25 protein-coding genes and 1 tRNA gene are annotated in these 21,857 nt (G+C 64.0%); 15 read left to right on the forward strand and 11 right to left on the reverse strand.

The features are described from left to right. Nucleotides 1-41 precede the first annotated feature (41 nt). From VSX79_RS01055 to VSX79_RS01065, 3 genes are read left to right on the forward strand one after another with little or no spacing between them, the layout of a single operon-like run. The gene (locus VSX79_RS01055) at nucleotides 42-1,574 is read left to right on the forward strand and encodes an acyl-CoA synthetase (RefSeq protein WP_326914161.1); all 1,533 of its coding nucleotides are present in this window, start codon (nucleotides 42-44) and stop codon (nucleotides 1,572-1,574) included. 4 nt (nucleotides 1,575-1,578) lie between these two features. Continuing rightward, entirely contained in the window at nucleotides 1,579-2,196 is a 618-nt protein-coding gene (locus VSX79_RS01060; protein ID WP_326914162.1) for a 2-hydroxychromene-2-carboxylate isomerase, read from the forward strand. Further along, nucleotides 2,193-2,996 carry a crotonase/enoyl-CoA hydratase family protein gene (locus VSX79_RS01065; RefSeq protein WP_179498502.1) on the forward strand — a complete coding sequence of 268 codons (804 nt, stop codon included), beginning with the start codon at nucleotides 2,193-2,195 and terminating at the stop codon, nucleotides 2,994-2,996. The genes VSX79_RS01060 and VSX79_RS01065 overlap by 4 nt, the downstream gene beginning before the upstream one ends. Here the strand turns inward: VSX79_RS01065 and VSX79_RS01070 are convergent. From VSX79_RS01070 to VSX79_RS01095, 6 genes are all read right to left on the reverse strand, one after another. After that, a complete protein-coding gene (locus VSX79_RS01070; protein WP_179498504.1) occupies nucleotides 2,993-3,682 on the reverse strand; it encodes an ATP12 family chaperone protein in 690 nt (229 codons plus the stop codon). The two genes, VSX79_RS01065 and VSX79_RS01070, sit on opposite strands and share 4 nt — an antisense overlap. After that, complete coding sequence (locus VSX79_RS01075) at nucleotides 3,679-3,915, reverse strand: hypothetical protein (protein WP_179498506.1); 237 nt, start codon at nucleotides 3,913-3,915, stop codon at nucleotides 3,679-3,681. The genes VSX79_RS01070 and VSX79_RS01075 overlap by 4 nt, the downstream gene beginning before the upstream one ends. Next, a complete protein-coding gene (locus tag VSX79_RS01080) occupies nucleotides 3,912-4,532 on the reverse strand; it encodes an FMN-binding negative transcriptional regulator (protein ID WP_326914163.1) in 621 nt (206 codons plus the stop codon). Before VSX79_RS01080 ends, VSX79_RS01075 begins: the two co-directional genes overlap by 4 nt. Further along, the gene (locus VSX79_RS01085) at nucleotides 4,532-5,764 is read right to left on the reverse strand and encodes an RluA family pseudouridine synthase (RefSeq protein ID WP_179498510.1); all 1,233 of its coding nucleotides are present in this window, start codon (nucleotides 5,762-5,764) and stop codon (nucleotides 4,532-4,534) included. Before VSX79_RS01085 ends, VSX79_RS01080 begins: the two co-directional genes overlap by 1 nt. Beyond that, nucleotides 5,761-6,138: a fluoride efflux transporter CrcB gene (gene crcB / locus VSX79_RS01090; RefSeq protein WP_179498512.1), complete on the reverse strand. Its 378-nt coding sequence runs from the start codon at nucleotides 6,136-6,138 to the stop codon at nucleotides 5,761-5,763. Before crcB ends, VSX79_RS01085 begins: the two co-directional genes overlap by 4 nt. Before the next feature lie 67 nt (nucleotides 6,139-6,205). Beyond that, nucleotides 6,206-6,739: a thermonuclease family protein gene (locus tag VSX79_RS01095; protein WP_179498514.1), complete on the reverse strand. Its 534-nt coding sequence runs from the start codon at nucleotides 6,737-6,739 to the stop codon at nucleotides 6,206-6,208. A gap of 200 nt (nucleotides 6,740-6,939) precedes the next feature. Between VSX79_RS01095 and VSX79_RS01100 the strand changes: the two genes are divergently transcribed. Beyond that, nucleotides 6,940-7,791 carry a hypothetical protein gene (locus VSX79_RS01100; RefSeq protein ID WP_326914164.1) on the forward strand — a complete coding sequence of 284 codons (852 nt, stop codon included), beginning with the start codon at nucleotides 6,940-6,942 and terminating at the stop codon, nucleotides 7,789-7,791. A gap of 132 nt (nucleotides 7,792-7,923) precedes the next feature. Here the strand turns inward: VSX79_RS01100 and VSX79_RS01105 are convergent, their stop codons facing one another. Further along, entirely contained in the window at nucleotides 7,924-8,856 is a 933-nt protein-coding gene (locus tag VSX79_RS01105) for an IS1595 family transposase (RefSeq protein ID WP_326914165.1), read from the reverse strand. A gap of 541 nt (nucleotides 8,857-9,397) precedes the next feature. Here VSX79_RS01105 and VSX79_RS01110 point away from each other — a divergent pair. From VSX79_RS01110 to VSX79_RS01135, 6 genes are all read left to right on the forward strand, one after another. Further along, the gene (locus VSX79_RS01110; protein WP_326914166.1) at nucleotides 9,398-10,156 is read left to right on the forward strand and encodes a winged helix DNA-binding protein; all 759 of its coding nucleotides are present in this window, start codon (nucleotides 9,398-9,400) and stop codon (nucleotides 10,154-10,156) included. A 38-nt stretch (nucleotides 10,157-10,194) separates the two neighbouring features. Continuing rightward, nucleotides 10,195-10,707, forward strand: coding sequence for a hypothetical protein (locus tag VSX79_RS01115; RefSeq protein WP_326914167.1), 513 nt, complete (start codon nucleotides 10,195-10,197; stop codon nucleotides 10,705-10,707). A gap of 75 nt (nucleotides 10,708-10,782) precedes the next feature. Then, a complete protein-coding gene (locus VSX79_RS01120) occupies nucleotides 10,783-11,754 on the forward strand; it encodes a magnesium and cobalt transport protein CorA (RefSeq protein WP_179498522.1) in 972 nt (323 codons plus the stop codon). 58 nt (nucleotides 11,755-11,812) lie between these two features. Continuing rightward, a tRNA-Val gene (locus tag VSX79_RS01125) sits at nucleotides 11,813-11,888 on the forward strand. A gap of 62 nt (nucleotides 11,889-11,950) precedes the next feature. Beyond that, nucleotides 11,951-12,448 carry a GFA family protein gene (locus tag VSX79_RS01130; RefSeq protein WP_326914168.1) on the forward strand — a complete coding sequence of 166 codons (498 nt, stop codon included), beginning with the start codon at nucleotides 11,951-11,953 and terminating at the stop codon, nucleotides 12,446-12,448. A 50-nt stretch (nucleotides 12,449-12,498) separates the two neighbouring features. Next, nucleotides 12,499-13,953: an amidohydrolase family protein gene (locus VSX79_RS01135; RefSeq protein WP_326914169.1), complete on the forward strand. Its 1,455-nt coding sequence runs from the start codon at nucleotides 12,499-12,501 to the stop codon at nucleotides 13,951-13,953. Here VSX79_RS01135 and VSX79_RS01140 read toward each other — a convergent pair. Further along, nucleotides 13,950-14,225, reverse strand: a complete 276-nt coding sequence (locus tag VSX79_RS01140; protein ID WP_179498536.1) for a CBU_0592 family membrane protein — start codon at nucleotides 14,223-14,225, stop codon at nucleotides 13,950-13,952. The two genes, VSX79_RS01135 and VSX79_RS01140, sit on opposite strands and share 4 nt — an antisense overlap. 73 nt (nucleotides 14,226-14,298) lie before the next feature. Continuing rightward, nucleotides 14,299-16,971: an aconitate hydratase AcnA gene (gene acnA / locus VSX79_RS01145; RefSeq protein ID WP_179498538.1), complete on the reverse strand. Its 2,673-nt coding sequence runs from the start codon at nucleotides 16,969-16,971 to the stop codon at nucleotides 14,299-14,301. Between the two features lie 281 nt (nucleotides 16,972-17,252). On the opposite strand from acnA, the gene VSX79_RS01150 reads away from it, so the two are divergent. The 5 genes from VSX79_RS01150 to VSX79_RS01170 all read left to right on the forward strand — a co-directional run bounded on the left by VSX79_RS01150 (nucleotide 17,253) and on the right by VSX79_RS01170 (nucleotide 20,543). After that, nucleotides 17,253-17,540, forward strand: coding sequence for an AbrB/MazE/SpoVT family DNA-binding domain-containing protein (locus tag VSX79_RS01150; RefSeq protein ID WP_179498540.1), 288 nt, complete (start codon nucleotides 17,253-17,255; stop codon nucleotides 17,538-17,540). After that, nucleotides 17,537-17,920, forward strand: a complete 384-nt coding sequence (locus tag VSX79_RS01155) for a type II toxin-antitoxin system VapC family toxin (RefSeq protein ID WP_179498542.1) — start codon at nucleotides 17,537-17,539, stop codon at nucleotides 17,918-17,920. Before VSX79_RS01150 ends, VSX79_RS01155 begins: the two co-directional genes overlap by 4 nt. Continuing rightward, on the forward strand, nucleotides 17,920-18,255 hold the full coding sequence (locus VSX79_RS01160) for a helix-turn-helix transcriptional regulator (protein ID WP_326914170.1): 336 nt from the start codon (nucleotides 17,920-17,922) through the stop codon (nucleotides 18,253-18,255). Before VSX79_RS01155 ends, VSX79_RS01160 begins: the two co-directional genes overlap by 1 nt. Before the next feature lie 179 nt (nucleotides 18,256-18,434). After that, nucleotides 18,435-19,376 (forward strand): STM4504/CBY_0614 family protein, encoded by a 942-nt coding sequence (locus VSX79_RS01165; RefSeq protein WP_179498546.1) that lies wholly within the window; start codon nucleotides 18,435-18,437, stop codon nucleotides 19,374-19,376. Between the two features lie 480 nt (nucleotides 19,377-19,856). Next, entirely contained in the window at nucleotides 19,857-20,543 is a 687-nt protein-coding gene (locus VSX79_RS01170; RefSeq protein ID WP_179498548.1) for a hypothetical protein, read from the forward strand. Here the strand turns inward: VSX79_RS01170 and VSX79_RS01175 are convergent. Beyond that, complete coding sequence (locus VSX79_RS01175; RefSeq protein ID WP_179498550.1) at nucleotides 20,533-20,694, reverse strand: Flp family type IVb pilin; 162 nt, start codon at nucleotides 20,692-20,694, stop codon at nucleotides 20,533-20,535. The two genes, VSX79_RS01170 and VSX79_RS01175, sit on opposite strands and share 11 nt — an antisense overlap. Before the next feature lie 144 nt (nucleotides 20,695-20,838). Continuing rightward, entirely contained in the window at nucleotides 20,839-21,843 is a 1,005-nt protein-coding gene (locus VSX79_RS01180) for a LacI family DNA-binding transcriptional regulator (protein ID WP_326914171.1), read from the reverse strand. Nucleotides 21,844-21,857: the final 14 nt, after the last annotated feature.

Here is a 21,857-nt window from a genome sequence, read left to right on the forward strand (position 1 = left end):
TTCAACATAAAGAAACGAACGATTCCCGGAGATGATGCCCGATGCACCCCTCAGTCCATGCGCGTAGCAACCCAGACAAACCCGCGATCATCGTCGCCGAGACGGGTGAAGAAATCAGCTATGGCGAACTCGACGCCGCCTCGAACCGCGCTGCCCAGCTGTTTCGCGCGCACGGGTTGGTTCATGAGGATGTCGTCGCCTTCATGCTCGACAACACGCCGCATTATTACGGCCTGACCTGGGGCGCGCAGCGCGCGGGGCTGCGCTACGTCTGCATCTCGTCGCGGCTGACGCAGGACGAGACCGACTATATCCTCGAAAATTCGGGCGCGCAGATCCTCGTTGTGTCGGCGAGCCTCGCCAGCGCGGCGCAGCAACTCACGACCGGCATCAAACGCTTTGCGATGGACGGCGACATCGCCGGATATGCCAGTTGGGAAGGCGCCGTCGGCGCGATGCCTGCTACGCCGGTCGCCGACGAGCGCGCCGGGGTTGACATGCTCTATTCGTCAGGCACCACCGGACGGCCCAAGGGCGTGCGTGTGCCGCTGCCGGAGGATCCGGCGATCGATGCGGTCAACAGCCTCGTGATGCTCGCCTCGGCGGTGTTCCAGATCAATTCGGACAGCGTCTATCTGTCGCCCGCGCCGCTCTATCACGCCGCACCCTTGCGCTGGTCGATGACGATCCATCGGCTTGGCGGCACCGTCGTCCTGATGAAGAAATTCGATCCCGAAGCGGCGCTGTCGCATATCGAGACGTATCGCGTGAATTCGAGTCAGTGGGTTCCGACGCATTTCGTGCGGATGCTCAAACTGCCCGACGAGGTCCGCGCCCGCTACGACACGTCGTCGCTCAAGGTCGCGATCCACGCCGCGGCGCCGTGCCCCGTGCCGGTCAAGCAGGCGATGATCGACTGGTGGGGGCCGGTGCTCTTCGAATATTATGCGGGCTCGGAAGGCAATGGCATGACGTTCATCTCCAGCGCCGACTGGCTCACGCACAAGGGCAGCGTCGGCTGCCCGATCCTCGGCACCGTGCATATCATGGGCGAGGATAATGAGACCGAACTCGGTCCGAACGAGGAAGGCACGGTTTTCTTCGAAAGCGAAAACGTCTTTGAATATCACGGTGATAACGAAAAAACGGCCTCCAGTCGCAATGCGAAAGGCTGGTCGACTCTCGGCGACGTCGGCAAAGTTGACGATGAGGGCTTTCTCTACCTCACCGACCGCAAGAGCTTCATGATCATCTCGGGCGGGGTGAATATCTATCCGCAGGAAATCGAGAACCACCTCGTCACCCATCCTAAGGTCGCCGACGTCGCGGTGGTCGGCGGGCCGCACGACGAGATGGGCGAAGAAGTGATCGCGGTAGTCCAGCCTGCCGACATGGCCGAAGCGGGCGACGCGCTGCGCGACGAGCTGATCGCCTATGCGCGCGAAAAATTGTCGGGGGTGAAGATCCCGCGCCGCATCGATTTCCTCGAAGCCTTGCCGCGCCACGATACGGGCAAGCTCTACAAGCGCCTGCTCCGTGACCAATATTGGGAAAAGGCAAAGGCGGAGGCTTGATTCGATGAGTGCGCGCGTCGAATTCTTCTTCGACCTTTCCTCACCCTGGACCTGTCTCGCCTTCCATAATCTGCCAAGCGTGCTCGAACGGACGGGCGCGACGGCGGTGTACCGGCCGATCCTCGTCGGCGGCGTGTTCAATGCCGTCAACCCCGCCGTCTATGCGGCTCGCGAACAGGCCGACAATCGCCGACTTCAGCATAGCTGGAAGATACTGAAGGACTGGGCGCGGCTCGCGGGCGTGCCGATGAATTTCCCATCGCAGTGGCATCCGGCGAAGAGCATCGCCGCGATGCGCTTCTGCTGCGCGCTCGAAACGGATCAGGCGGCGCTGGTGCGGTTCGCGCGCGGCGCCTTCGCGAGTTATTTCGATCGGCAGGAAAATCTCGACGACCCCGCGGTGCTGGCGGCGGTCGCCGATGCCGAGGGGCTCGACGGTGCGGCGCTCGCCACCACGGCAGGCAGCGACGCGGTCAAGGCGCGGCTGCGCGCGAATACCGATGAAGTTATCGCACGCGGCGGCTATGGTTCGCCGACGATCTTCGTCGATCAGGACGAGATGTATTTCGGCAACGACCAACTCCCGCTCGTCGAAGCCGCTCTCAAGAGGACTCTCCCATGAACGACCGTATTTCGATCACGATGCTCGAAGGCGGCATCGCCGACGTCCGGCTGATCCGCGCCGACAAGATGAATGCGCTCGACACCGCGATGTGGGAAGCGCTCGCCGAGGCGGTCGATCAGTTGAAGGCCACCTCGGGCCTGCGCGTCGTCGTCCTGTCGGGCGAAGGCCGGGCCTTCTGCGCCGGACTCGATCTATCGAGCCTCAGCAACGATCGCGACCCCGGCGCGAGCAGCGCGGGCGGCAGCCTGTCCGACCGCACGCGGGGCATCGCCAACAATGCCCAATATGCGGCGTGGGGCTGGCGCGAGCTGCCGGTGCCGGTGATCGCGGCGGTGCACGGGGTCGCCTTCGGTGCGGGCAGCCAGATCATGGCCGCCGCCGACATCCGCATCGTCCACCCCGACACGCGCATCGCGATCATGGAAATGCGCTGGGGCCTCGTCCCCGACGTCGCGGGCATGGCGCTGTGGCGCACGCAGGTCGCCGACGATGTGCTGCGCGAGTTGATCTACACCAACCGCGAATTCAACGGGTCGGAGGCGAAGCTGCTCGGGTTCGCGACGCACGTCTCGGATGATCCGCTCGCGAAGGCGATGGAACTTGCGGAGGCGATCGCCGACAAGAATCCGCATGCGATCCGCGGCGCCAAGCGGCTGTGCAATATGCTCGGCCATGCGAGCGACGCCGAAATATTGCAGGCCGAAAGCGACGAACAGGTCAAAGTCATCCGCACCCCGAACCAGATGGAGGCGGTGATGGCCGGGATGCAGAAGCGCAAACCCAATTTCGCCGACTAGAGCAGCCCCAAGAACCGCACTGCATTGTCCCAGTCGCGCTTGTTCGCGGCGCGTGCTTTCTGCGCTTCGCTGTCGGCGCCCCAACGGCGTTCCTGATACATCTCGTCGAGGCTGACGGCTTCCCAAAGCATCTCGGCATCGAACGCCTCCTCGACAAGCGCGAGGCCCGCGACGAGCGATCCGCCGATCGTCACCAAGGGCGTCAGCGCGGTGATCCGCCAATGGTCGTGCGCAAACACCGCGTCGTGCAGCGCGGCGACCGTCGCCTCGGGCTGATCGACCGGCAGCACGCCCTGCGTCAGCGCGAATTCGATCCCGTGCCGCGTCTCGGCCCAGGCGAGCAGCGGGTTCCATGCCGCCGCCTGCTCGGTCTGCAACGCGGCATCGCGCGCGTCGCGATAGCATAAGAGGTCGCTCGTCGCATACGCCGCGATCGGCGCGGCAAAGGCGGCGATGTCAGGCGCGGCAAGGTCGATCGCGGCGTTGGTGAGTCCGTTGATCGGCATCGCCGCCGGGTCGATCGTCTCGCCGACATCGCGCCATTCGGCCGCGATGGCTTCGGCGAGCGCGATGCTCGCGACCGCCAGCGGCGCGCGCTGCGGCGTGCGTACCGGCCGGCCGTCGAGCGCGATGCCCCAACCGTCGCCCTCGGGAGCGACGGCCACCTCTTTCCAGAAGCGCTTCACAGTTCTTTGGGCGAGCGCCACCGGCGCGCGAGAAGCAACGGCATGACGGCAAAATCGAACGCGCCGACGAGCACGATGGCGACGCCGATCCAGCGGTCCGCCGGCTGGCCCGCGAAGGTGAAGCCGCCGCCGATCAGGATAAAGCCGATCATAACAAAGGCGGCGCCCATCAGCCGCATCAACGTGATGGCGAAAAAGCGTTTCCGGGCGAGGGCGTCATCGGCTTGAGTCATGCGTCCTTCCTATCGCCGCCGAGGTGGCGCATCAACTGGGCGATCGCGCCGTGGCCGGTCGCCTCGACGCCCGCAATCACGCGGTCGCGCTCGTCGGCGGATTTGTTCTGCGACAGCTTGATGGTGGGGCGCCACGCCGCGATCCGCATTTCGAAACCGACAATGGCGCCGGTCATCTTGCTGAACTGTGCCGGGTTCATCTTTTCGCGCGTCCATGGCGGATTCGTACCAATGCGCGCTTCATGCGCCGCTGACAGCGTGTCGAGCTGCGCGACCAGTTCGGAGTCGTCGAGCTTGCGCGTCACACCTTCCATCTCGATCGCGACATAATTCCACGTCGGCACCTGGTCGGCGTCGGCGTACCAGCTCGCGCTGACATAGGCGTCGGGCCCCTGAACGACCGCGAGCGCATTTGCGCCGCCCAGGTGGCGCGTGAGCGCGTTGCCGCGCGCAAGGTGGAATTGCAGCGTCGTCCGGTCGTCGCCCAGCACCACCGGCGCATGCGCGACGCGCGGGCCATCGGGGGTATTTGCAAAGATCGCGGCAAAACCAATCTCGCGCACCAGCAATTCGGCAAGATCGTCTTGCCGCGGGCGGAAGGCGGAGTTCGGGTGCATCAGCTCGCTTTGGGCGCGCGCGCGGGATGTTTCTTGGCACTCGGTTTTTTGCCCGCGGGCTTCCCGGGCGCCGGTTTGCCGGACTTGCCCGGTTTCGCCTTCGCCTTGGGCTTCGGCTTGCCGACAAAGTCGGTCGGCTTGCTCTCCGCGGTGCGGCCTCGCCGCTCGCCGCGCCGCGCCTTGCGGATCTGCTTGCTGTGCGCCTTCGCCTGCGCTTTCAGCGCCGATTTGGGGGGCGGGCCCTTTTCGGCCGGGTCGATCCCGACCTCGCCAAGCAACAGGTCGAAGCCGAGCGCGTCGAGGCTCGCGGCGAAATGCTCGGGCACCTCGGCGCTGATGTCGATCGCGCCGCCGTCGGGATGGTCTATGCGCAGGCGGCGGCTGTGCAGGTGCATCTTGCGGCTGATCGTCCCGGTCAGGAAAGCGCCCTTGCCGCCATATTTGCCATCGCCGACGATGGGGTGGCCGATCGCTGCCATATGGACGCGTAGCTGGTGGGTGCGCCCGGTGAGCGGTTGCAGTTCGACCCACGCGGCACTGTTCCCCGCCCGCTCGATCACGCGGTAGCGCGTCTTCGAAGCAAGGCCGCTGTCATGCACATGCATCTTCTCGCCGCCCGATCCCGGCTGCTTGGCGAGCGGCAGGGCAATCTCGCCCTGCTGGATATCGGGAACGCCGACGATGATTGCCCAATAGGTCTTTTTTGCGCTGCGGTTCGAAAAGCTCTTGGCGAAATAGGCCGCGGCGCGCGGCGTGCGCGCCACCAGCAGCGCCCCTGACGTGTCCTTGTCGAGCCGGTGGACGAGCTTGGGCCGCGTCGGCCCGTCGAATTTCAGCGCGTCGAGCAGGCCGTCGACATGTTGTTCGGTCTTCGTCCCGCCCTGCGTCGCGAGACCGGGCAGCTTGTTGAGCACGATCGCGCTGGCGTCGCGGTGGATGAGCATCGATTCGGCGAGCGCGACGTCGGCGTCGGTCAGCGGGCGACCCTTGCGCGCCGGACGCGCCTCGGCCTCTACTGGAGGGGTCGGCATAACGAGCTTTTGGCCCGCCGCGATCCGGTCGGACACATCGGCCTTTTTCCCGTCCAGGGTCAGCTGTCCCGACCGCGCCCAGCGCGCGAGCAGCGCGTGCGGCGTTCCCGGCCGGTAGCGTTTGAACCAGCGGTCGAGACGGATGCCGTCATCCTCGTCCGCGATCGTCGCGCCGTCGGGCCTGATCCCTGGCTCGCTCATGCCGGCACCTGGCGCATGACAAAAATGCCGAGGCCGCAAGCGAGGATCGCGCCGACCACCGAGGCGAGGACATAGAAGCTGGCTTGCCCGATCTGTCCGCGTTCGAAAAGCGTCCAGAACTCAAGGCTGAATGTCGAAAAGGTGGTGAAGCCGCCCAGCACGCCAACTCCGACGAAGAGTCGGGTCGTCTCGCCGCCGCCGCTGCGAGCCAGAATGCTGATCAACAAACCCATCAGGAGGCTACCGGCGATATTGATCGATAGTGTCCACCAGGGAAAACCGGGGCCGAGCCGCGCAAGCATCGCCTGCCCGGCCAGATGGCGCGCGCCGGCGCCAATCGCGCCGCCTATCATCACAGGAAAAAGGCTGTTCATAAGGTCCGCCCTAGCCGGAAACTGCGGCGAGGCATAGCGGGTGCGTCGCGGCTGGCGGGACCCGACCCTAAGCGTCGGGCGGGGCCGGCGCGTCGGTCGGCCGTTCATGCGTTGCGCGCCAATCGGCGGGCCGCACGAAGTCGCCTTGCCAGATCCCGCTCCGCTGCGCCTGCGCTTCGGCCTCCTCGACCATATAGGCGTCGCTGGTCGCGATCGCGCCGCCGAGCCGCACCATCTCGGCGCCAAGGTCGATACCGTCGGGGAGGGGGCGGGTGCGGCAGGCGGCGAGGGTGCGACCGTAACGATCCTTCGCTGCGACTTCGCATTGGAGTGGGCCGCGGCCCGCGAGCTTTTCGAGCATCGTGCGCGCCTCGCGGCCGCAGGGCCAGCGGCTCGCATCGCCCCGCCCGCAGTCCTGCCGATACTCGGCCGCGTCGATACCGGTCAGGCGGATGGTCAGTGTGGTACCGTCGTGCCGAACGGTCAGGCTGTCGCCATCGATGACATGGACGAGCGGCACGGTCGCGACGGGCGCCGGGAACCACGTCCACGCCGCCAGCGCGAAGACTGCGAGCAACAGCAATGCGGCGGTCGATCGCAAGCGCCGCCGCCAACGCAAACGGGTGAGGGGAGACGGGCTGCGGATCATGGTCCCCGACTGCCCCCGGCGCGGCAAGGTTGGCAAGTCCGAATAAAATATTGGGCGTTGTTATATTTGCCATACCCAAGCCGGATTGGAGGTGCTAAATGTTTAGCCCTTCAATGAGCCGACTCGGCTTTTGTTCGCGTGGGAATTTGGTCGTGCAGAAAGTTGACCCGGCATTTCTTTTTGAAAGCGGCGATGCTGCTCGTTCGTTTCGGCGAATTTTTGAGGGGCAAGAACGCATTGATGTTTGGCTCGCCCTCAACTCTGGCGTGACCGCCGTGAATACCTGCGTCTACCAAAGTATCTATCGCGAACACTTTCATGCTCCCCTGATTCACGCCGCGAGGAAACTCATTGAGTTAGCCGAGGGCTACCAAGGAAAACTCTACCCCAAAGAGGGAGATGGGCAGGACTTGGCTGCGTGGGAGATAAACGTCTTAAATTCCGCTTATACGAAGTTCGAGACCATTCTGATCTCCGAGCTTCAATCAATCTCAAGCTATATCGTAACCAAAAAGGGCGGCTTTGACACCGAGGCTATGGTTGATGCTGGTAAGTTATTCTTCTCCAAGGATTTAGAGGCAAAGGTGCCGACCGCTATCCCGGATTTAGAACAAGCGATGCGTTGCATCGCATTCGAAGTGCCGACCGCTGCCGGATTCCACCTCCATCGGGCGAATGAATCCGTGCTCCGTGCGTATTGGGATCACGTCACGAACGGCGTGAAGCGCCCCAAAGAGAATAATATGGGGGTTTATCTGAGAGAACTGGAAAGATTGGACAAGGGCAACAAGTCCGTCAGGGCGCACCTGCAAAGCATCAAGGATTTCCATCGCAATCCGTTGATGCACCCCGAACAATCACTGGAAACGGTGGAAGAGGCAATCGACCTAATGGCGGCGATACGCTGCGCTATCGGCTACATGCTCAAGGAGATTCCCGTTCCGGTTTCGCCCCTTGCCGCCGCGCTCCTTGACGGGATTCCCGCGTCAGCCCCCGTCGGGTAATTAGAGCATCAAAAGCGCTATCTGCCTCGGTGGGATTTAGTTCGCCAGCGTCTATTAGCTCGCGGACGGCCTTTTTGAACCGCTCGCTTTGCTGGGCTTGCGTCTCCTGATTTTTCTTCTTTGGCATGGCGCTTAGGCCCCTCGACCAGTCGTTTCGTAGGTGAGGCGCTTGCCGACGACGCCCTTCAACAGCGCATCGGCGCGGTCGCCATCGTTGCAACCAAGAGCCTGACGGTTGGTGTAGCGGAAGTCAAATTCAGCCAGATAGCGGTGGAGGTGCTTTTCTTGGCAATGCTGATAGACGCCCTTCATCCCGCGCTTGAAGATGCTGAAATAGCCTTCGATGGTGTTGGTGTGCAGTTCCGGGCGACCGGGGATGGCATACTGGCCATTGGTGTGCGCGACGGCGCTGTGGGCGGCGAAGTTCCAGCCAAGGCCGCGATAGACGCGGTGCTCGTCGGTCATCAGATGCGCCTCGCGCGAAATGTTCGCGTCCAAGATCGGCGCCAATTCCTTGAGGGTGACGGTATCGAGAACGTAGCTGCGCGCGGCGCCGCTGGCACGATCAACGAGCGAAAGAACCTTCATCTTGTGCTGGCCACCGGCGCGGCGGGTTTCCACGTCCTTCTTGTGGCCAATGTAGGTTTCGTCCGCTTCGACAATGCCGCCTTCACCGCCAAACGGGGTCATGTCATCCGAACGCATCGCCTCGCGGATGCGGTGCGACATGAACCAAGCGGTCTTGAGGGTGACGCCAAGGGTGCGGTGGAGCTGGTTGCTCGAAATGCCCTTCTTGCTGCCCGCGATCAGATACATGGCCTGTAGCCAGATATGCAGGGCAACGTGGCTACTCTCGAAGATGGTTCCGATCCGCACGGTGAAGGGCTTGCGGCACTGATAGCACTTGTAGAGGCCAAGGCGGGTAGATTTGCCGCCCATCTTGCCGATGCGCTCGACGCCACCGCAATGAGGGCAAACCGGACCTTCGGGCCAGACGCGCGCCTCGACATAAGCGAAGGCGGCTTCTTCGTTGTGAAAGTGCGGGGCAGAAAGGGCGGAAACCATCGACTTAACTCCTTATGGGAGTTTTCTGCCATTTTCCGTTGGGTATGTCAAGTATAATAACGCCAAATATTGACGAGGAGAACAAATCATGTCCAAAATGGATCCATCCGCTCCCGCCAGCATACCGCCGACTCATGCCAGTCACCTGCTTGGGTCCGGAATGGCGGCAAACAGGAACGAACAAAAGGTGAATGGCGCCGGAATGACGACATAGTTACGCCAAGGTGGGGCGATAGAAACGGGGGACTGCAGCATGATGGACCGGAAGACGCAAATCGACTTTGACAAGGTGACGCTGCCCGAACACGACTATCATCCGGGTAAGGGCTGGGCGGGGCACCCAAACGACGATCCGATCCAAAAAGCCGTCGCATCTCCGCTTCTGTTCGTCGGCATCCCATCGGCCTTGCCCGATATGGCTCTCCTCCCGGACATACGTGTGGCCGCAACGCTCGCAGCGTCGCGAGCGGCGGCCCATATCCGACAAACCGATACGCTCGATATCGTATGGCTGACGAGGGCGGACGCAATCGAAGGCGAAATGCTGGCCGATATCTGCGCGGCGGCGGGTGAGCAGGGGTGCAATTTGATTTGCGAAACTTCGCTGTCGAGACTCGACCAGGTTGTCGCCGCCATTCCTGCCGCGTTCCCGGCCCAATTGCTGGTCGACGCCGACCCTACCGACAAGCTTGTCGCGCTTGCGGCCGCGCGGCGGACGCGGCACGGGGTGCTCAATGATGTGGCGCGCGACGATGCGATGGAGCGGATCGATCGGCTGCAGGAGGAAGTCGCGCGTATCTCGCGCCTGCTCGGCGATCTCGCGGGGCAGCGGGGCGGGCTTCGGGGCACACCGGCCGGCCTGGCATCATGGGACGCGGATTCGGCCGACCATTCGGGGCAGGTCCGCACGCCGCCGCGTGATTATGCGGCGATGCCGCGTAGCTTCGTTCCGGAGGAGCGCACGCTTGACCGGCAGCGCGCGAAAGCGGTGCGACGGATGCTGCGCCAGCGGCGGATGCGCGAACAATATTTCCCCGCCGACCTGTTTGCCGATCCGGCGTGGGACATGTTGCTCGACCTCTACGCCGCGCGGCTTGAGCGCCAACCGGTTTCCGTGTCGAGCCTGTGCATCGCGGCAGCGGTACCGGCAACCACAGCGTTGCGATGGATCAAGACAATGACCGACGCGGGACTCTTTGTGCGCGAGGCCGACCCGCACGACGGCCGGCGCATCTTCATCGCGCTCGCGGAGGGGGCTTATGATGCGCTTGCCCGTTATTTCGAAGCGCTCGACGAATAGTCATGGCCCGGTTGCGACCGGGGCGCTAGTTTCGGGCGATGAAGAACGACGTCGAAGTGGTCGTGAATGACCGGATGCAGAAGTGGTATCGTTACACGCGCACCGCGCCGATCGGGCAGGCGTTCGACCCCGATTTCGAGCCCGAGTTGACGCCGTCCGAGATGCTGAAGCTGGGCGTGTTCTGCGGTAAATATATGACCGACTGCGCGGACGAATTTCCTGCAAGCTGGTTCCAAGGCGCAAAGCTCGCGCCCGGACGCGCCGACTGCTCGCTCAATTATTTCGGTATCCGGGCGAGCGTGCCTTTGCGGGTCTGGATAGAGAAGGGCTGGATACATCCCGACGATCCGCGCGGCTGGTTTCAATGGTATTGTCGCTATTATTCGGGGCGGCGGGTGCCCGACGAAGACCGACGCCAGATCGCGCGATGGCGCGCGTTCCGTCGTCATGCGGCGCAGGTTCGCAAGCATTGCGAACCCGGCGATCCCTTTTGCCGTCCGAAGCAGCGGCAGGCGCTGCTCCAATGGGCGTATGACAGCCGCGATATCTAGCCGGCCGAAGAGGCGATTTCCCTTCCGCGCGGCGCACACTATGTAGACGCTCCGCAGCAAGGGAGTTTTCGCCGAATGCCGATCATGGCCGCACGCGTTTATCATGACGGCCAGCTCGTCCGGGACCTCGGCCCCGACGAGGCGGTTCCGGAGGAGTGCGATCCCGGCGATTTCTTCTGGCTCGGCCTCTACGAGCCGACGCCGGGCGAGCTTGCCGGCATCGCCAAGCGGTTCGGCCTGCATCCGCTCGCGGTGGAGGATGCGCTGAAGGCGAACCAGCTGCCCAAGGTCGAGGCCTATGGCGACCAGCTTTTCGTCATTACCCGGACCGCCAATCTTGACGGCGATACGATCCAGCCGGGCGAGACCGCCTTTTTCCTCGGCCCGCATTTCTTCGTCAGCGTCCGTCACGGCTCTGCGAGGACGCACACCGACGTCCGGGCGCGGCTCGAAAGCCTGCCGGCGAAGCTCGCGCACGGCCCCGACTACGTCCTTTATGCGGTGCTCGACTTCATCGTTGACGGCTATTTCCCGGTGATCGATGCGATCGAGGAACGGATGCTGGGGGTCGAGGACAGTGTGATGGATACGCCGCTCGATGCCTCGGAAATTCGCCACCTCTACAAGCAGCGGCACGAGATCATCCGTTTCCAACGGCTGGTCGGGATGATGAAGGAAGTCGCCGGCCGCCTGGCCACCGACGATGACCTGCCCAATATCGACCCCGCGGTGCGTCCTTTCTATCGCGATGTATGGGACCATGTTCAGCGCGCTGAATATCGCCTCACCGGGCTGCGCGACATTGCCGCGTCGGTGATCGAGACCAACGGCATGCTCGAGCAGCAACGTCAGGGTGTGATCACGCGCCAACTCGCAGCCTGGGCCGCGATCCTGGCCGTGCCGACGGCGATCGCCGGCATCTACGGGATGAATTTCGAGTTCATGCCCGAACTCGACTGGGCCTTTGGCTATCCGTTCGCGCTGGCCCTGATCTTCGGCGGCTCGGGGCTCGTCTTCTGGCGCTTCAAGCACATCGGCTGGCTCTGACTTTCGACGCACCGCTTGCCAGCGATGGCGGCTTGTGGCAGGGCGCGCTTCCCTTCGGGGGCGATTAGCTCAGTTGGTAGAGCGCCTCGTTTACACCGAGGATGTCGGCGGTTCGAGCCCGTCATCGCCCACCAAGAACCTTCCTTTCGATCGCGCGTTTGCGTTAGCGGCCCGCCATGGCGCGAAAGGACATTCCATGCCGATCAAACTCGAAGGCTCTTGCCGGTGCGGCGCGGTTCGCTTTTCGGTCATGAGCCACACGCCGGTGCCGTATCAGCTCTGCTATTGTTCGATCTGCCGCAAGCAACAGGGCGGCGGGGGTTATGCGATCAACATCGGTGCTGACGCGAAAAGCCTGCAGGTCGAGGCCGAAAGACATCTGGGCCTCTATCGTGCGCAGATCGAAGATGGCGAGCATCCGAAGTGCCAACTGTCGAGTGGCGAGCGCCGTTTCTGTCGCGAATGCGGATCGGCGCTATGGCTTTACGATCCGAATTGGCCCGACCTCGTCCATCCTTTCGCGAGCGCGATCGACTCGGACCTTCCGGTGCCGTCGTCGCGCGTCCATCTGATGCTCAAATATAAGGCTGGTTGGGCGGTTCCGGACATCGGGCCAGACGATGCCATGTTTGATCTCTACCCCGAAAAATCGATCGAGGATTGGCACAAGGATGAAGGCGTCTGGGTCGCTTGATCTCGCGCGCGATGGGATTAAGGGAAGGCCGTTCGGAAAGGTTGTTCCCAATGAAACATCTGCTCGCCTCGCTCGCCACTGTGTGGTTTGCCTTCTCTTCGCCCGCGTGCGCCGCTCCGAAACAGGGCGATGTCATCATCCGCCATGTCACGGTCGTCGATGTCGAAGCGGCGAAGACGGTCGCCGCGCAGGCGGTGGTGCTGAAAGGCGACGATATTGTCGCGATAGGCGCTGACGAGGCGATCGCAAAAGGCTGGCGCGCGGCGCGGACGGTCGAAGGCGAGGGGCGTTACCTCGTCCCCGGCCTTTGGGACATGCACGTTCACTTCGGCGGCGGACCCGAATTGATCGAGGAGAATAGGGCGCTGCTGCCGCTCTATGTCGCGAACGGCATCACGACGATTCGCGACGCGTCGGGCGACCTGCCCGATCAGGTGCTTGCATGGCGCGGCGATATTGCCAGCGGAAAGCTGTTCGGGCCCCGGCTGTTGACCTCGGGCGCCAAGATCGAAGGGATTGCGCCGGTCTGGAAGGGCACGATCGAAGTCGGCAGCGAGGCGGATGTCGATGCGGCGCTCGCTCGGCTCAAGACGCGCGACCAGGTCGATTTCGTCAAGATCACCGATAGCACACTGAAGCCCGAATTGTTCCTTTATGCGCTGGGGCGGGCGAAGGCGCTCGGGCTGAAAACCTCGGGCCATATCCCCATGGCGCTGACCACCGAGCAGGCGGTCGACGCCGGGATCAGCTCGATCGAGCATCTTGACTATGCCTATAACGCCGGCGCGAAGAACGAGGCGGCGATCGCCGCCGATTTTGCCGCAAAGCGTATCGACCGCGCCGAGGCGAACCGTCGGCTCGACGCCGGGTTCGACCGGGAAACGGCGATGGCCGCGTACCGCCGCTTCGCGGCCAAGGGCGTCGCCGTGACGCCGACGCTCAATGGCAGCCGGATCATCGCCTATCTCGACCGCGACGATCATTCGAAGGATGAAGGTCTCGCCTATATCGGGCCGAAGCTGCGCAAGACCTATGCGTGGCGTATCGAGCGTGCGGCAAAGGCCGACGCGGTCGCCATTGCGGCGCGGCAGAAGCAGATCGAGGATGTCGCGACGATCCTCCCGATGCTGGCCGAGGCAGGCGTGCCGATCATCGCGGGGACCGACGCGGGGTTCCTCAACAGCTTCAATTATCCGGGCTTCGGCTTGCACGACGAGATCGAGCTGTTCACGCAGAAGGGGTTGACCCCCGCGCAAGCGCTCGCCTCGGCGACCCGCGCGGGGCCGGCGTGGTTCGGATGGCTTGATCGCTATGGTGCGGTGAAGCCGGGCATGGCAGCCGATCTGGTGCTGCTGACGAAGAATCCGCTGGAGGATATCGCGGCGACGCGTGCGATCGATACCGTGGTGCTGCGCGGCGAAGTGCTGGACCGCGCAGCGCTCGACAAGATGCTGGCCGACACCAGGGTGAAGGTCGCGGCGTGGAATGCGACGGCCGAGCCCTAAGGTGCAGGCGCGCGCGCCTTTTGCCGCGCGCGCCACACACTCCGCAGAGTGAACAGCCCCATCGCCGCCCAGACGACATTGAGGACCGCTGACGGGATTGCGCCATTATAGCCCGAATTGATAATGAAACCGCCCGCGCCGATCACGTTCATCCATTGATAGAGATAGCCGCGTGCTTCGAGCCTGCCGAGCGACAATAGGACATAGGCGGCAAGGATGGTTGCGGCGGCGGTCCAGCCCATGACTTCCACGACGATGATTTCCGCGCTCATGCGCTACCTCTCCCAATGAAAACGCCCGCCCCCGATGAGGGGGCGGGCGCTCATGGCATCAGCCGGCGCCGCGTCAGGCCGCAAGCTTGCGCAGCACATAGTGCAGGATGCCGCCGTTCATATAATATTCGACCTCGTTCGCGGTATCGATGCGGCAGAGCGTGTCGAAGCTGAAGGTCGAGCCGTCGGCGCGGGTGACGTTGACGGTCACCGTCTGGCGCGGCTTGAGGTCCGCGACGCCGGTGATCGTGAACTGGTCGTCGCCGGTCAGGCCGAGCGTCTCGCGCGTCTGGCCATCGACGAACTGCAGCGGGAGCACGCCCATGCCGACGAGGTTCGAGCGGTGGATGCGCTCGAAGCTTTCGACGATCACCGCGCGGACGCCGAGCAGGTTCGTGCCCTTCGCCGCCCAGTCGCGCGACGAGCCGGTGCCATATTCCTTGCCCGCGATGACGACGAGCGGGGTGCCGTCGGCCTTGTGGCGCATCGCGGCGTCGTAGATCGGCATGACTTCCGCGCCATAGCGCGACATGCCGCCTTCGATGCCGGGGACCATTTCGTTTTTGATGCGGATGTTGGCGAAGGTGCCGCGCATCATGACGTCGTGGTGGCCGCGGCGGGCGCCGTAGCTGTTGAAGTCGGCCTTGTTAACCTGATGTTCCATAAGCCATTTTCCGGCCGGCGAGTCCGCCTTGATCGAACCGGCGGGGCTGATGTGGTCGGTCGTGATGCTGTCGCCGAGGATCGCGAGCGGCTTGGCGTTCACGATATCGGCCACCGGCGCGGGGGTCATCGTCATGCCCTCGAAGTAGGGCGGGTTCGCCACATAGGTCGACCCGGCGCGCCACTGATAGGTATCCGAGCCCTCGACCTCGATCTTCTGCCAATGCTCGTCGCCCTTGTAGACATGGGCGTAGCGCGCCTCGAACATCTCGCGGTCGACCGCGCCCGCGACGGCGTCGGCGACTTCGAGGTTGGTCGGCCAGATGTCGGCGAGGAACACGTCCTTGCCCTGCTGGTCCTGCCCGATCGGCGTGGTGGTGAAATCCTCGATCACCGTGCCCTTGAGCGCATAGGCGACGACGAGCGGCGGCGAGGCGAGGAAGTTCGCGCGCACGTCGGGCGACACGCGGCCTTCGAAGTTGCGGTTGCCCGAAATCACCGCCGCGGCGACGAGGCCATTTTCGTTGATCGCCCTGGAAATCGGCTCGGCCAGCGGCCCCGAATTGCCGATGCAGGTGGTGCAGCCATAGCCGACGAGGTTGAAGCCGATATTGTCGAGATGCTGCTGCAGGCCCGCCTTGATCAGATAGTCGGTCACGACCTGCGACCCCGGCGCGAGCGAGGTCTTGACCCACGGCTTGGGCTTCAGCCCCAGCGCATCGGCTTTCTTCGCGACGAGCCCCGCGGCGACGAGCACGCCGGGGTTCGAGGTGTTGGTGCAGCTGGTGATCGCGGCGATGGTGACGTCGCCGTCGCCGATGTCGAAATCCTTGCCCTCGACCGGCACGCGCTGCTGCGTCTTTTTATAGACATTCGCCATGTCGGCGTTGAACACATCGTCGACGTCGGGAAGCGAGACGCGGTCCTGCGGCCGCTTCGGCCCCGCGAGCGACGGCACGACGGTGGCAAGGTCGAGTTCGAGCGTGTCGGTGAACACGGGGTCCGCGGCGCCCTCGACGATCCACAGCCCCTGCGCCTTCGCATAGGCCTCGACCAGCGCGATATTCTCGTCGCTGCGCCCGGTCAGGCGCATATAGTCGAGCGTCTTGTCATCGACGCCAAAGAAGCCGCAGGTCGCGCCATATTCGGGCGCCATGTTTGCGAGCGTCGCACGATCCGCGAGGCTCAGCGAGGCGAGGCCGGGGCCGAAATATTCGACGAAGCGCCCGACGACGCCCTTGGCGCGCAGCATCTGCGTCGCGGTGAGCACGAGGTCGGTCGCGGTGACGCCTTCCTTCAGCTTGCCGGTGAATTTGAAGCCGACGACTTCGGGGATGAGCATCGACACCGGCTGGCCGAGCATCGCGGCCTCGGCCTCGATCCCGCCGACGCCCCAGCCGAGCACGCCGAGCCCGTTGATCATCGTCGTGTGGCTGTCGGTGCCGACGCAGGTGTCGGGATAGGCGACGACCTGGCCCGACGCATCCTCGCTCGACCACACCGCCTGCGCGATATGTTCGAGGTTGACCTGGTGGCAGATGCCGGTGCCCGGGGGCACCGCCTTGAAATTCGACAGCGACTTCGATCCCCATTTCAGGAAGTCATAGCGTTCGCCGTTGCGATAATATTCGATCTCGACATTCTGCTCGAACGCCTTGGGATGGCCGAATTCGTCGACCATGACGCTGTGGTCGATGACGAGGTGGACGGGGACGAGCGGGTTGATCTTCGACGTGTCGCCGCCCAGCTTGGCGATCGCATCGCGCATCGCGGCGAGGTCGACGACGCAGGGAACGCCGGTGAAATCCTGAAGCAGCACGCGCGCGGGGCGATACTGGATCTCGCGGTTCGAATGCGGGTCCTTCTGCCAGTCGACGAGCGCCTGGACATCGTCGGTCGACACGGTGAAGCCGCCATCCTCGAACCGCAGCAGGTTTTCGAGCAGCACCTTCATGCTGAACGGCAGGCGCGAGACGTCGCCCAGCTTGGCCGCGGCCTTGTCGAGCGAATAATAAGCATAGTCCTTGCCGCCGACGCTCAGCGTCGAGCGGGTCGCAAGCGTGTCGTTGCCCGTGGTCGTCATAGGATTGCAGTCCCCATGTTGGCGCGGCGGGGAATGACTGTCCGATGGCGAAGCGGGAGAGCGGGGCCAACGGGAGTCGCACGCGCGGGTTTATGTTGGCGCCGCCTTACGCCGGGGGGTGGGAAATGCAAGGGGGTGGGGGTGGTTGGTTCGCGCGTGGGTGGTCTTGGACCGGCGACGGCGCGATGATTTTTCACACAAGGACACAAAGGCGTCCGGCTCCCACACGATAATAGCGAGGGCGGATTGTCTGCGACGCTTTCGGATGCTATCTTACCGGTATGACCAAGGAAACCAGAGTATCGGCCAAGGGCCAGGTTGTCATCCCCAAGGATGTGCGCGACCGGCTGCATTGGGACGTCGGCACGGTGCTGGAGGTCGTCGACGGCCCCGCCGGCGTGATGCTGCGCGCCAAGCCCAAGGCGAAAAAGGCGCTGAGTTTCGACGAAGCCATGGCGAAAATGCGCAAGACCGTGAACTATAAGGGGCCGCGGATCAGCGACGAGGACGCCCATGCCGCGATCGACCGGATGTTTCGCGAGGACAAGAGCTGGGACCCGCCGACTTGAAGGCGGCCGATACCAATATTCTTGCGCGGTTCATGCTCGACGACGATCCAGTGCAGTCGCCGATCGCGCGCGATCTGGTGAAGGTCGGTGTTTTCGTCCCGCTGACCGTGTTGCTCGAACTCGGATGGCTGCTGCAATCGCGCTACGGAATGGAGCGGGGGCATCTGGCCTCTTCGCTGCTGGACCTTTTCGACGTGCCGGGGGTCGTGCTGGACGATGACGACGCGGTGCGGAGCGCCGTTGCGGCTTTTGCGAAGAGCGGCGATTTTGCCGATCATATCCATCTGGTCGCGGCGAAGGGCGTCGAGGCGTTTGTGACCTTCGACCGGGGCTTGGTGGCAAATATGGGCATTGGGGTGCCGGTCGAGATCGTCGGTTGATGGTGACGATCCCCCGCGAAGAATATGATCGCCTGCGCGAAGCGGCCGTCGCCGACCTGCGCGCCTATGATGGTGCCAAGGCGGCGCTGGCGGCGCTGGCGGCGGGCGAGGAGGAACTGGTGCCCGCCGACTATGCCAAGCGGCTGATCGCCGGCGAAAGCCCGCTGCGCGTCTGGCGCGAGTTGCGCGGGTTGTCGCAGGTGAGGCTGGGCGCGGTGTCGGGGGTCAACCGGGTGCAGATCGCCGATATCGAGGCCGGGCGCGGCAAGGGCTCGGTGGAGACGGTGCGCAAGCTGGCGGAGGCGCTCGGGGTTAGGGTGGGTGATCTGGTTTGAGGGTGAGGGTGGCCCATTTGGGGATTGTTGCTGCTGTCACCCGCATTCGCCCGTCTTCGCACCCTTATCCCTCTCACTAACTACGAAAACTAGTGGCGCGGTCGCTACATTTGCACCCTTGTCAGACTGGGAAGGGGATGTAGGTCGGTGTGGTCGAAGGACTAGCAGGGAAATAGATTATGGCATTGCGTCAGACTTACGCGCGGAGAAAGCGACAACGTGCGGAGGCTGGAAATGCGAAGATGTTTCGTGAGAAGCCGGTCGGCAATAAACTGCTGACTCAGCTTTTTCAGACTTTCGAAGTGATAGATGCACAGTTCTCGTACGAGAATAAAATGATTGATAAACTCGCCGTAGCTTTACGTGAAGAGATCGGTGTTTTGTCACTGGCGAATCAACGAGATCTATCGAAAGATTTTGCTGTCTGGTGGTTTAACGAGCGTCAACCCTACCCTACCGATGAAGAGCACGACATGCGGCTCAGCGCGATTGAGCTGGCTTGTGAGATTGGCCTTCAGAAGGCTGCTCAGATGGACCGTCTGGCAGGGATGGCCCACAGCAGAAGTCGTGCATCACCGGCGGTGAATAATGCCGTGAATGTCATTAACGAGCGGATGCTCGAAGACGGCTTTGGGTTCCAGTTTCAAAATGGTCAGCTCATCGAAATCACCTCAGAGTTCACCTATGCAGAGGTGATCGAACCCACTCTGACCCTTCTTGCTAATCCATTATTTGAAGCGGCCGACGATGAATTTCGTGACGCATTCGAAGAGTTCAAGAAGCGCAATTATGAAGACTGCATAGCAGACTGCGGCAACGCGTTTGAAAGTGTCATCAAGGTTATCGCAGCCCAAAAGGGTTGGGATGACGTGAAACCGACCGATCCCGCCTCTAAACTGATAGAGGCGCTTTATCGACATGACCTTATTCCCTCGTGGATGCAGGAGCAAATGAAGGGGCTCAAGTCGATGCTTCAGGGTGCTCCCACTGTAAGGAACAAAGAAGCTAGCCACGGTGCGGGGGCAGCGCCCCGGAAGATTAGCAAGGAGCTGGCGGCGTATCAACTGCATCAAACCGCCGCGGCGATGCTATTTTTGGTTTCCCAATCCGAACTTGCCTAGGTGAAGGGCGCGCGGCGCGATAGCGTCGTAGGGGAATAGCGATGACCGGTGCAAAAACTCGGCGATTACACCCTCTGGACACGCTAGCTCGTGCTCCCCGGCGAAAGCCGGGGGCCATGCGAGGTAGCGCTGCGCGATCCGGGCCCCGGCTTTCGCCGGGGAACCGCTATTTGCCGGTGCGGGCCAATCGCCGATCAAGTCCGGGATGACGGAGATCGAGCGGCCCGGATATTTCGCTTTCCTACATTATCCAAATAGGTTCAAAACTGTTCCGATTCATTCCAAGGTGATTCGGGAGGTGGAGCTATGACGGATAAGGTGGAGCGGGGTTTGCGGAAGCAATCGGGTGAGAAGGGCGGAGGTGAGGATCGGAACAGGCCCTGCCGTGGCCGGAGCCACGGGTCTCCGACCACCCCCTCCCGCAAGCGGGAGGGGGGCACGACGGGCGGCGATGCTGGGGGGAAGGGCGCCAATCCCTTCATGCCCGGCCTGCGCGTTCGCGAGGATGGGTGGACCGAGGCGCGGACGCGGACGTTTCTGGCGGTGCTCGCGCAGTCGGGGTGCGTGACCGATGCGGCGCGCGTGGCGGGGATGAGCCGCAAGGCGGTCAACGACGCGCGCCGGCGCTTTCCCGAATTCGATCGCGCCTGTTCGACCGCGCTGGCGCGTGCGCTGCGCGGGTTGCAGGCGGTCGCCTATGAGCGCGCGGTCGTGGGGCGCGAAATGGTGGTGATCCGGGGCGGCAAGGAGGTCGAGCGGCGGATCATGCCGTCGGATTCGATGCTCGGGCTGTTGCTGAAGCGCGGCGAGCTGGGGCCGGGAGAGGGTGGCGGCGGCGCGGCGAGGGCGCATTACCGGCGCTATGACGGCGATGCGGTGATCAGCGCCGAGGAGCATATGGAGGGCTGGCGCTTCGACAGCGCGGGAATCAAATATTTCCATCCGGGCAGCGCGACCGAAAAGCTGCTCGGCAAGCTCGAACGCATGCGCGCCGCGTTCGCCACCCAGCGGGACGAGGAGGAGGCCGCGACGGGCCTGTGCATGCGATGCGGCCAGCCGGCGGCGGGCGAGGCCGCCGCGCGGCTCGCCGCGCAGCGCGCGGGCGGTGCGGGTGGGGGCGATGCGGGCGCGGGCGATGCGGGCGGGGGCGATCCCGCTAGCGATTGAGCGCGTCGTTGATCGTCGTGAAGATGGTTTCGAGATTGAGCCCGAGCGTCTGAAAGGCGATGAGGCACGCGAGCGCGATCAGCGCCGCGATCAGCCCATATTCGATCGCGGTCGCGCCGCGCCGGTCGCTCCACACTGTCCGTCCGCGCATCGCCCGATCCTCCCCCGTGCCGCCCTGTTCGCGTGCGGTCCTGTTCGCGTCCCGCCGCAATAGGGTGGCGCGTGTGTGGCGGGGGTTGAGGAAGAGGCTTAACGCGCTGACAATATTGTCGATTGCGGCGCGCGCGCCGCGCGCTCAGGCGGAGCCGCGCACAACGAGGTGGACGGGGATGCGCGTGCCGCTGCGCGTGCGTTCGTCATCCTCCAATGCCATCGCGACGAGCGCTTCGCCCGCGGCGTCGAGGTCGGGCTCGAGCGTGGTGAGCGCGGGGTCGGCGAGGGTGCCGGCGCGGATGCCGTCGAAGCCGATCAGCGCGACGTCCTGCGGCACGCGGCGGCCGGCGTCCTTGAGGCCCTGGAGCACGCCGAGCGCGAGCATGTCGCTGGCGGCGAAGATCGCGTCGGTTTCGGGATGCGCTGCGAGCAGCGCCTGCACCGCGGCGACGCCCTGGGCGTGGCGGTCGGCGGCGGCGGGCGGCTCGGCGAGGATCGGGGTGAGGCCGCGCGCGGCGAGCGCGGCGGTGAAGCCGTCGCGGCGCTCGTCGAACTGGCGCTGCGGCGATTGCTGCGGCCCGACGAAGGCGATGTGGCGGCGGCCGTCACGCACGAAATGTTCGGCGGCGAGCTGGCCGCCGATGTCATTCTCGCTGCGCATCCAGTGGAAGGGGCTGCCGGGGCTGCCCCAGCAGACGAAGTCGAGGCCGGACGCCTGCGCCTCGGCGAAATATGTCCACGCTTCGCGGTTGCTGGTCGTGCCGATGACGATCATCGCGTCGGCGAGCCCCGAGGCGACGAAATCGGCGCGGAAATTGTCGGGATTCTCCTGGAACGAGACGAGCAGGTTGAAGCCGCGCGCCGAGGTTGCGGCGGCGATGCTGCCGAGCAGCGCGAAGTAGAAGGGGTTGATCGCGCTGCGATCCTCGCCGGGGCGGCAGATGGTGACGAGCGCGATCGTCTCGCTGCTCTTGAGCCGCAGCGACGAGGCGTGGCGGTCGACGACATAGCCCAGCTCGCGCGCGGCCGCGGTGACGCGCGCGCGCGTTTCGGCGTTGACGCCGGGCGAGTTGCGGAGCGCGCGCGAGACGGTCGATTGCGACACGCCGGCGCGCTCGGCGACGTCGAACGATGTGGGACGCAGCATCTTTCCGTTCACCT

It is taken from the genome of Sphingopyxis chilensis, from assembly GCF_035930445.1.
Taxonomy (GTDB): domain Bacteria; phylum Pseudomonadota; class Alphaproteobacteria; order Sphingomonadales; family Sphingomonadaceae; genus Sphingopyxis; species Sphingopyxis chilensis.

Coding starts and splice junctions, on each gene's coding strand:
- VSX79_RS01115 (WP_326914167.1), top strand. CDS start 10,195: ATGAAGAACGACGTCGAAGTGGTCGTGAATGACCGGATGCAGAAGTGG.
- VSX79_RS01170 (WP_179498548.1), top strand. CDS start 19,857: ATGCCCGGCCTGCGCGTTCGCGAGGATGGGTGGACCGAGGCGCGGACG.
- VSX79_RS01120 (WP_179498522.1), top strand. CDS start 10,783: ATGCCGATCATGGCCGCACGCGTTTATCATGACGGCCAGCTCGTCCGG.
- VSX79_RS01140 (WP_179498536.1), bottom strand. CDS start 14,225: ATGAGCGCGGAAATCATCGTCGTGGAAGTCATGGGCTGGACCGCCGCC.
- VSX79_RS01075 (WP_179498506.1), bottom strand. CDS start 3,915: ATGACTCAAGCCGATGACGCCCTCGCCCGGAAACGCTTTTTCGCCATC.
- VSX79_RS01110 (WP_326914166.1), top strand. CDS start 9,398: ATGCTGGCCGATATCTGCGCGGCGGCGGGTGAGCAGGGGTGCAATTTG.
- acnA (WP_179498538.1), bottom strand. CDS start 16,971: ATGACGACCACGGGCAACGACACGCTTGCGACCCGCTCGACGCTGAGC.
- VSX79_RS01135 (WP_326914169.1), top strand. CDS start 12,499: ATGAAACATCTGCTCGCCTCGCTCGCCACTGTGTGGTTTGCCTTCTCT.
- VSX79_RS01175 (WP_179498550.1), bottom strand. CDS start 20,694: ATGCGCGGACGGACAGTGTGGAGCGACCGGCGCGGCGCGACCGCGATC.
- VSX79_RS01165 (WP_179498546.1), top strand. CDS start 18,435: ATGGCATTGCGTCAGACTTACGCGCGGAGAAAGCGACAACGTGCGGAG.
- VSX79_RS01105 (WP_326914165.1), bottom strand. CDS start 8,856: ATGGTTTCCGCCCTTTCTGCCCCGCACTTTCACAACGAAGAAGCCGCC.
- VSX79_RS01180 (WP_326914171.1), bottom strand. CDS start 21,843: ATGCTGCGTCCCACATCGTTCGACGTCGCCGAGCGCGCCGGCGTGTCG.
- crcB (WP_179498512.1), bottom strand. CDS start 6,138: ATGAACAGCCTTTTTCCTGTGATGATAGGCGGCGCGATTGGCGCCGGC.
- VSX79_RS01130 (WP_326914168.1), top strand. CDS start 11,951: ATGCCGATCAAACTCGAAGGCTCTTGCCGGTGCGGCGCGGTTCGCTTT.
- VSX79_RS01065 (WP_179498502.1), top strand. CDS start 2,193: ATGAACGACCGTATTTCGATCACGATGCTCGAAGGCGGCATCGCCGAC.
- VSX79_RS01055 (WP_326914161.1), top strand. CDS start 42: ATGCACCCCTCAGTCCATGCGCGTAGCAACCCAGACAAACCCGCGATC.
- VSX79_RS01085 (WP_179498510.1), bottom strand. CDS start 5,764: ATGAGCGAGCCAGGGATCAGGCCCGACGGCGCGACGATCGCGGACGAG.
- VSX79_RS01060 (WP_326914162.1), top strand. CDS start 1,579: ATGAGTGCGCGCGTCGAATTCTTCTTCGACCTTTCCTCACCCTGGACC.
- VSX79_RS01160 (WP_326914170.1), top strand. CDS start 17,920: ATGGTGACGATCCCCCGCGAAGAATATGATCGCCTGCGCGAAGCGGCC.
- VSX79_RS01150 (WP_179498540.1), top strand. CDS start 17,253: ATGACCAAGGAAACCAGAGTATCGGCCAAGGGCCAGGTTGTCATCCCC.
- VSX79_RS01080 (WP_326914163.1), bottom strand. CDS start 4,532: ATGCACCCGAACTCCGCCTTCCGCCCGCGGCAAGACGATCTTGCCGAA.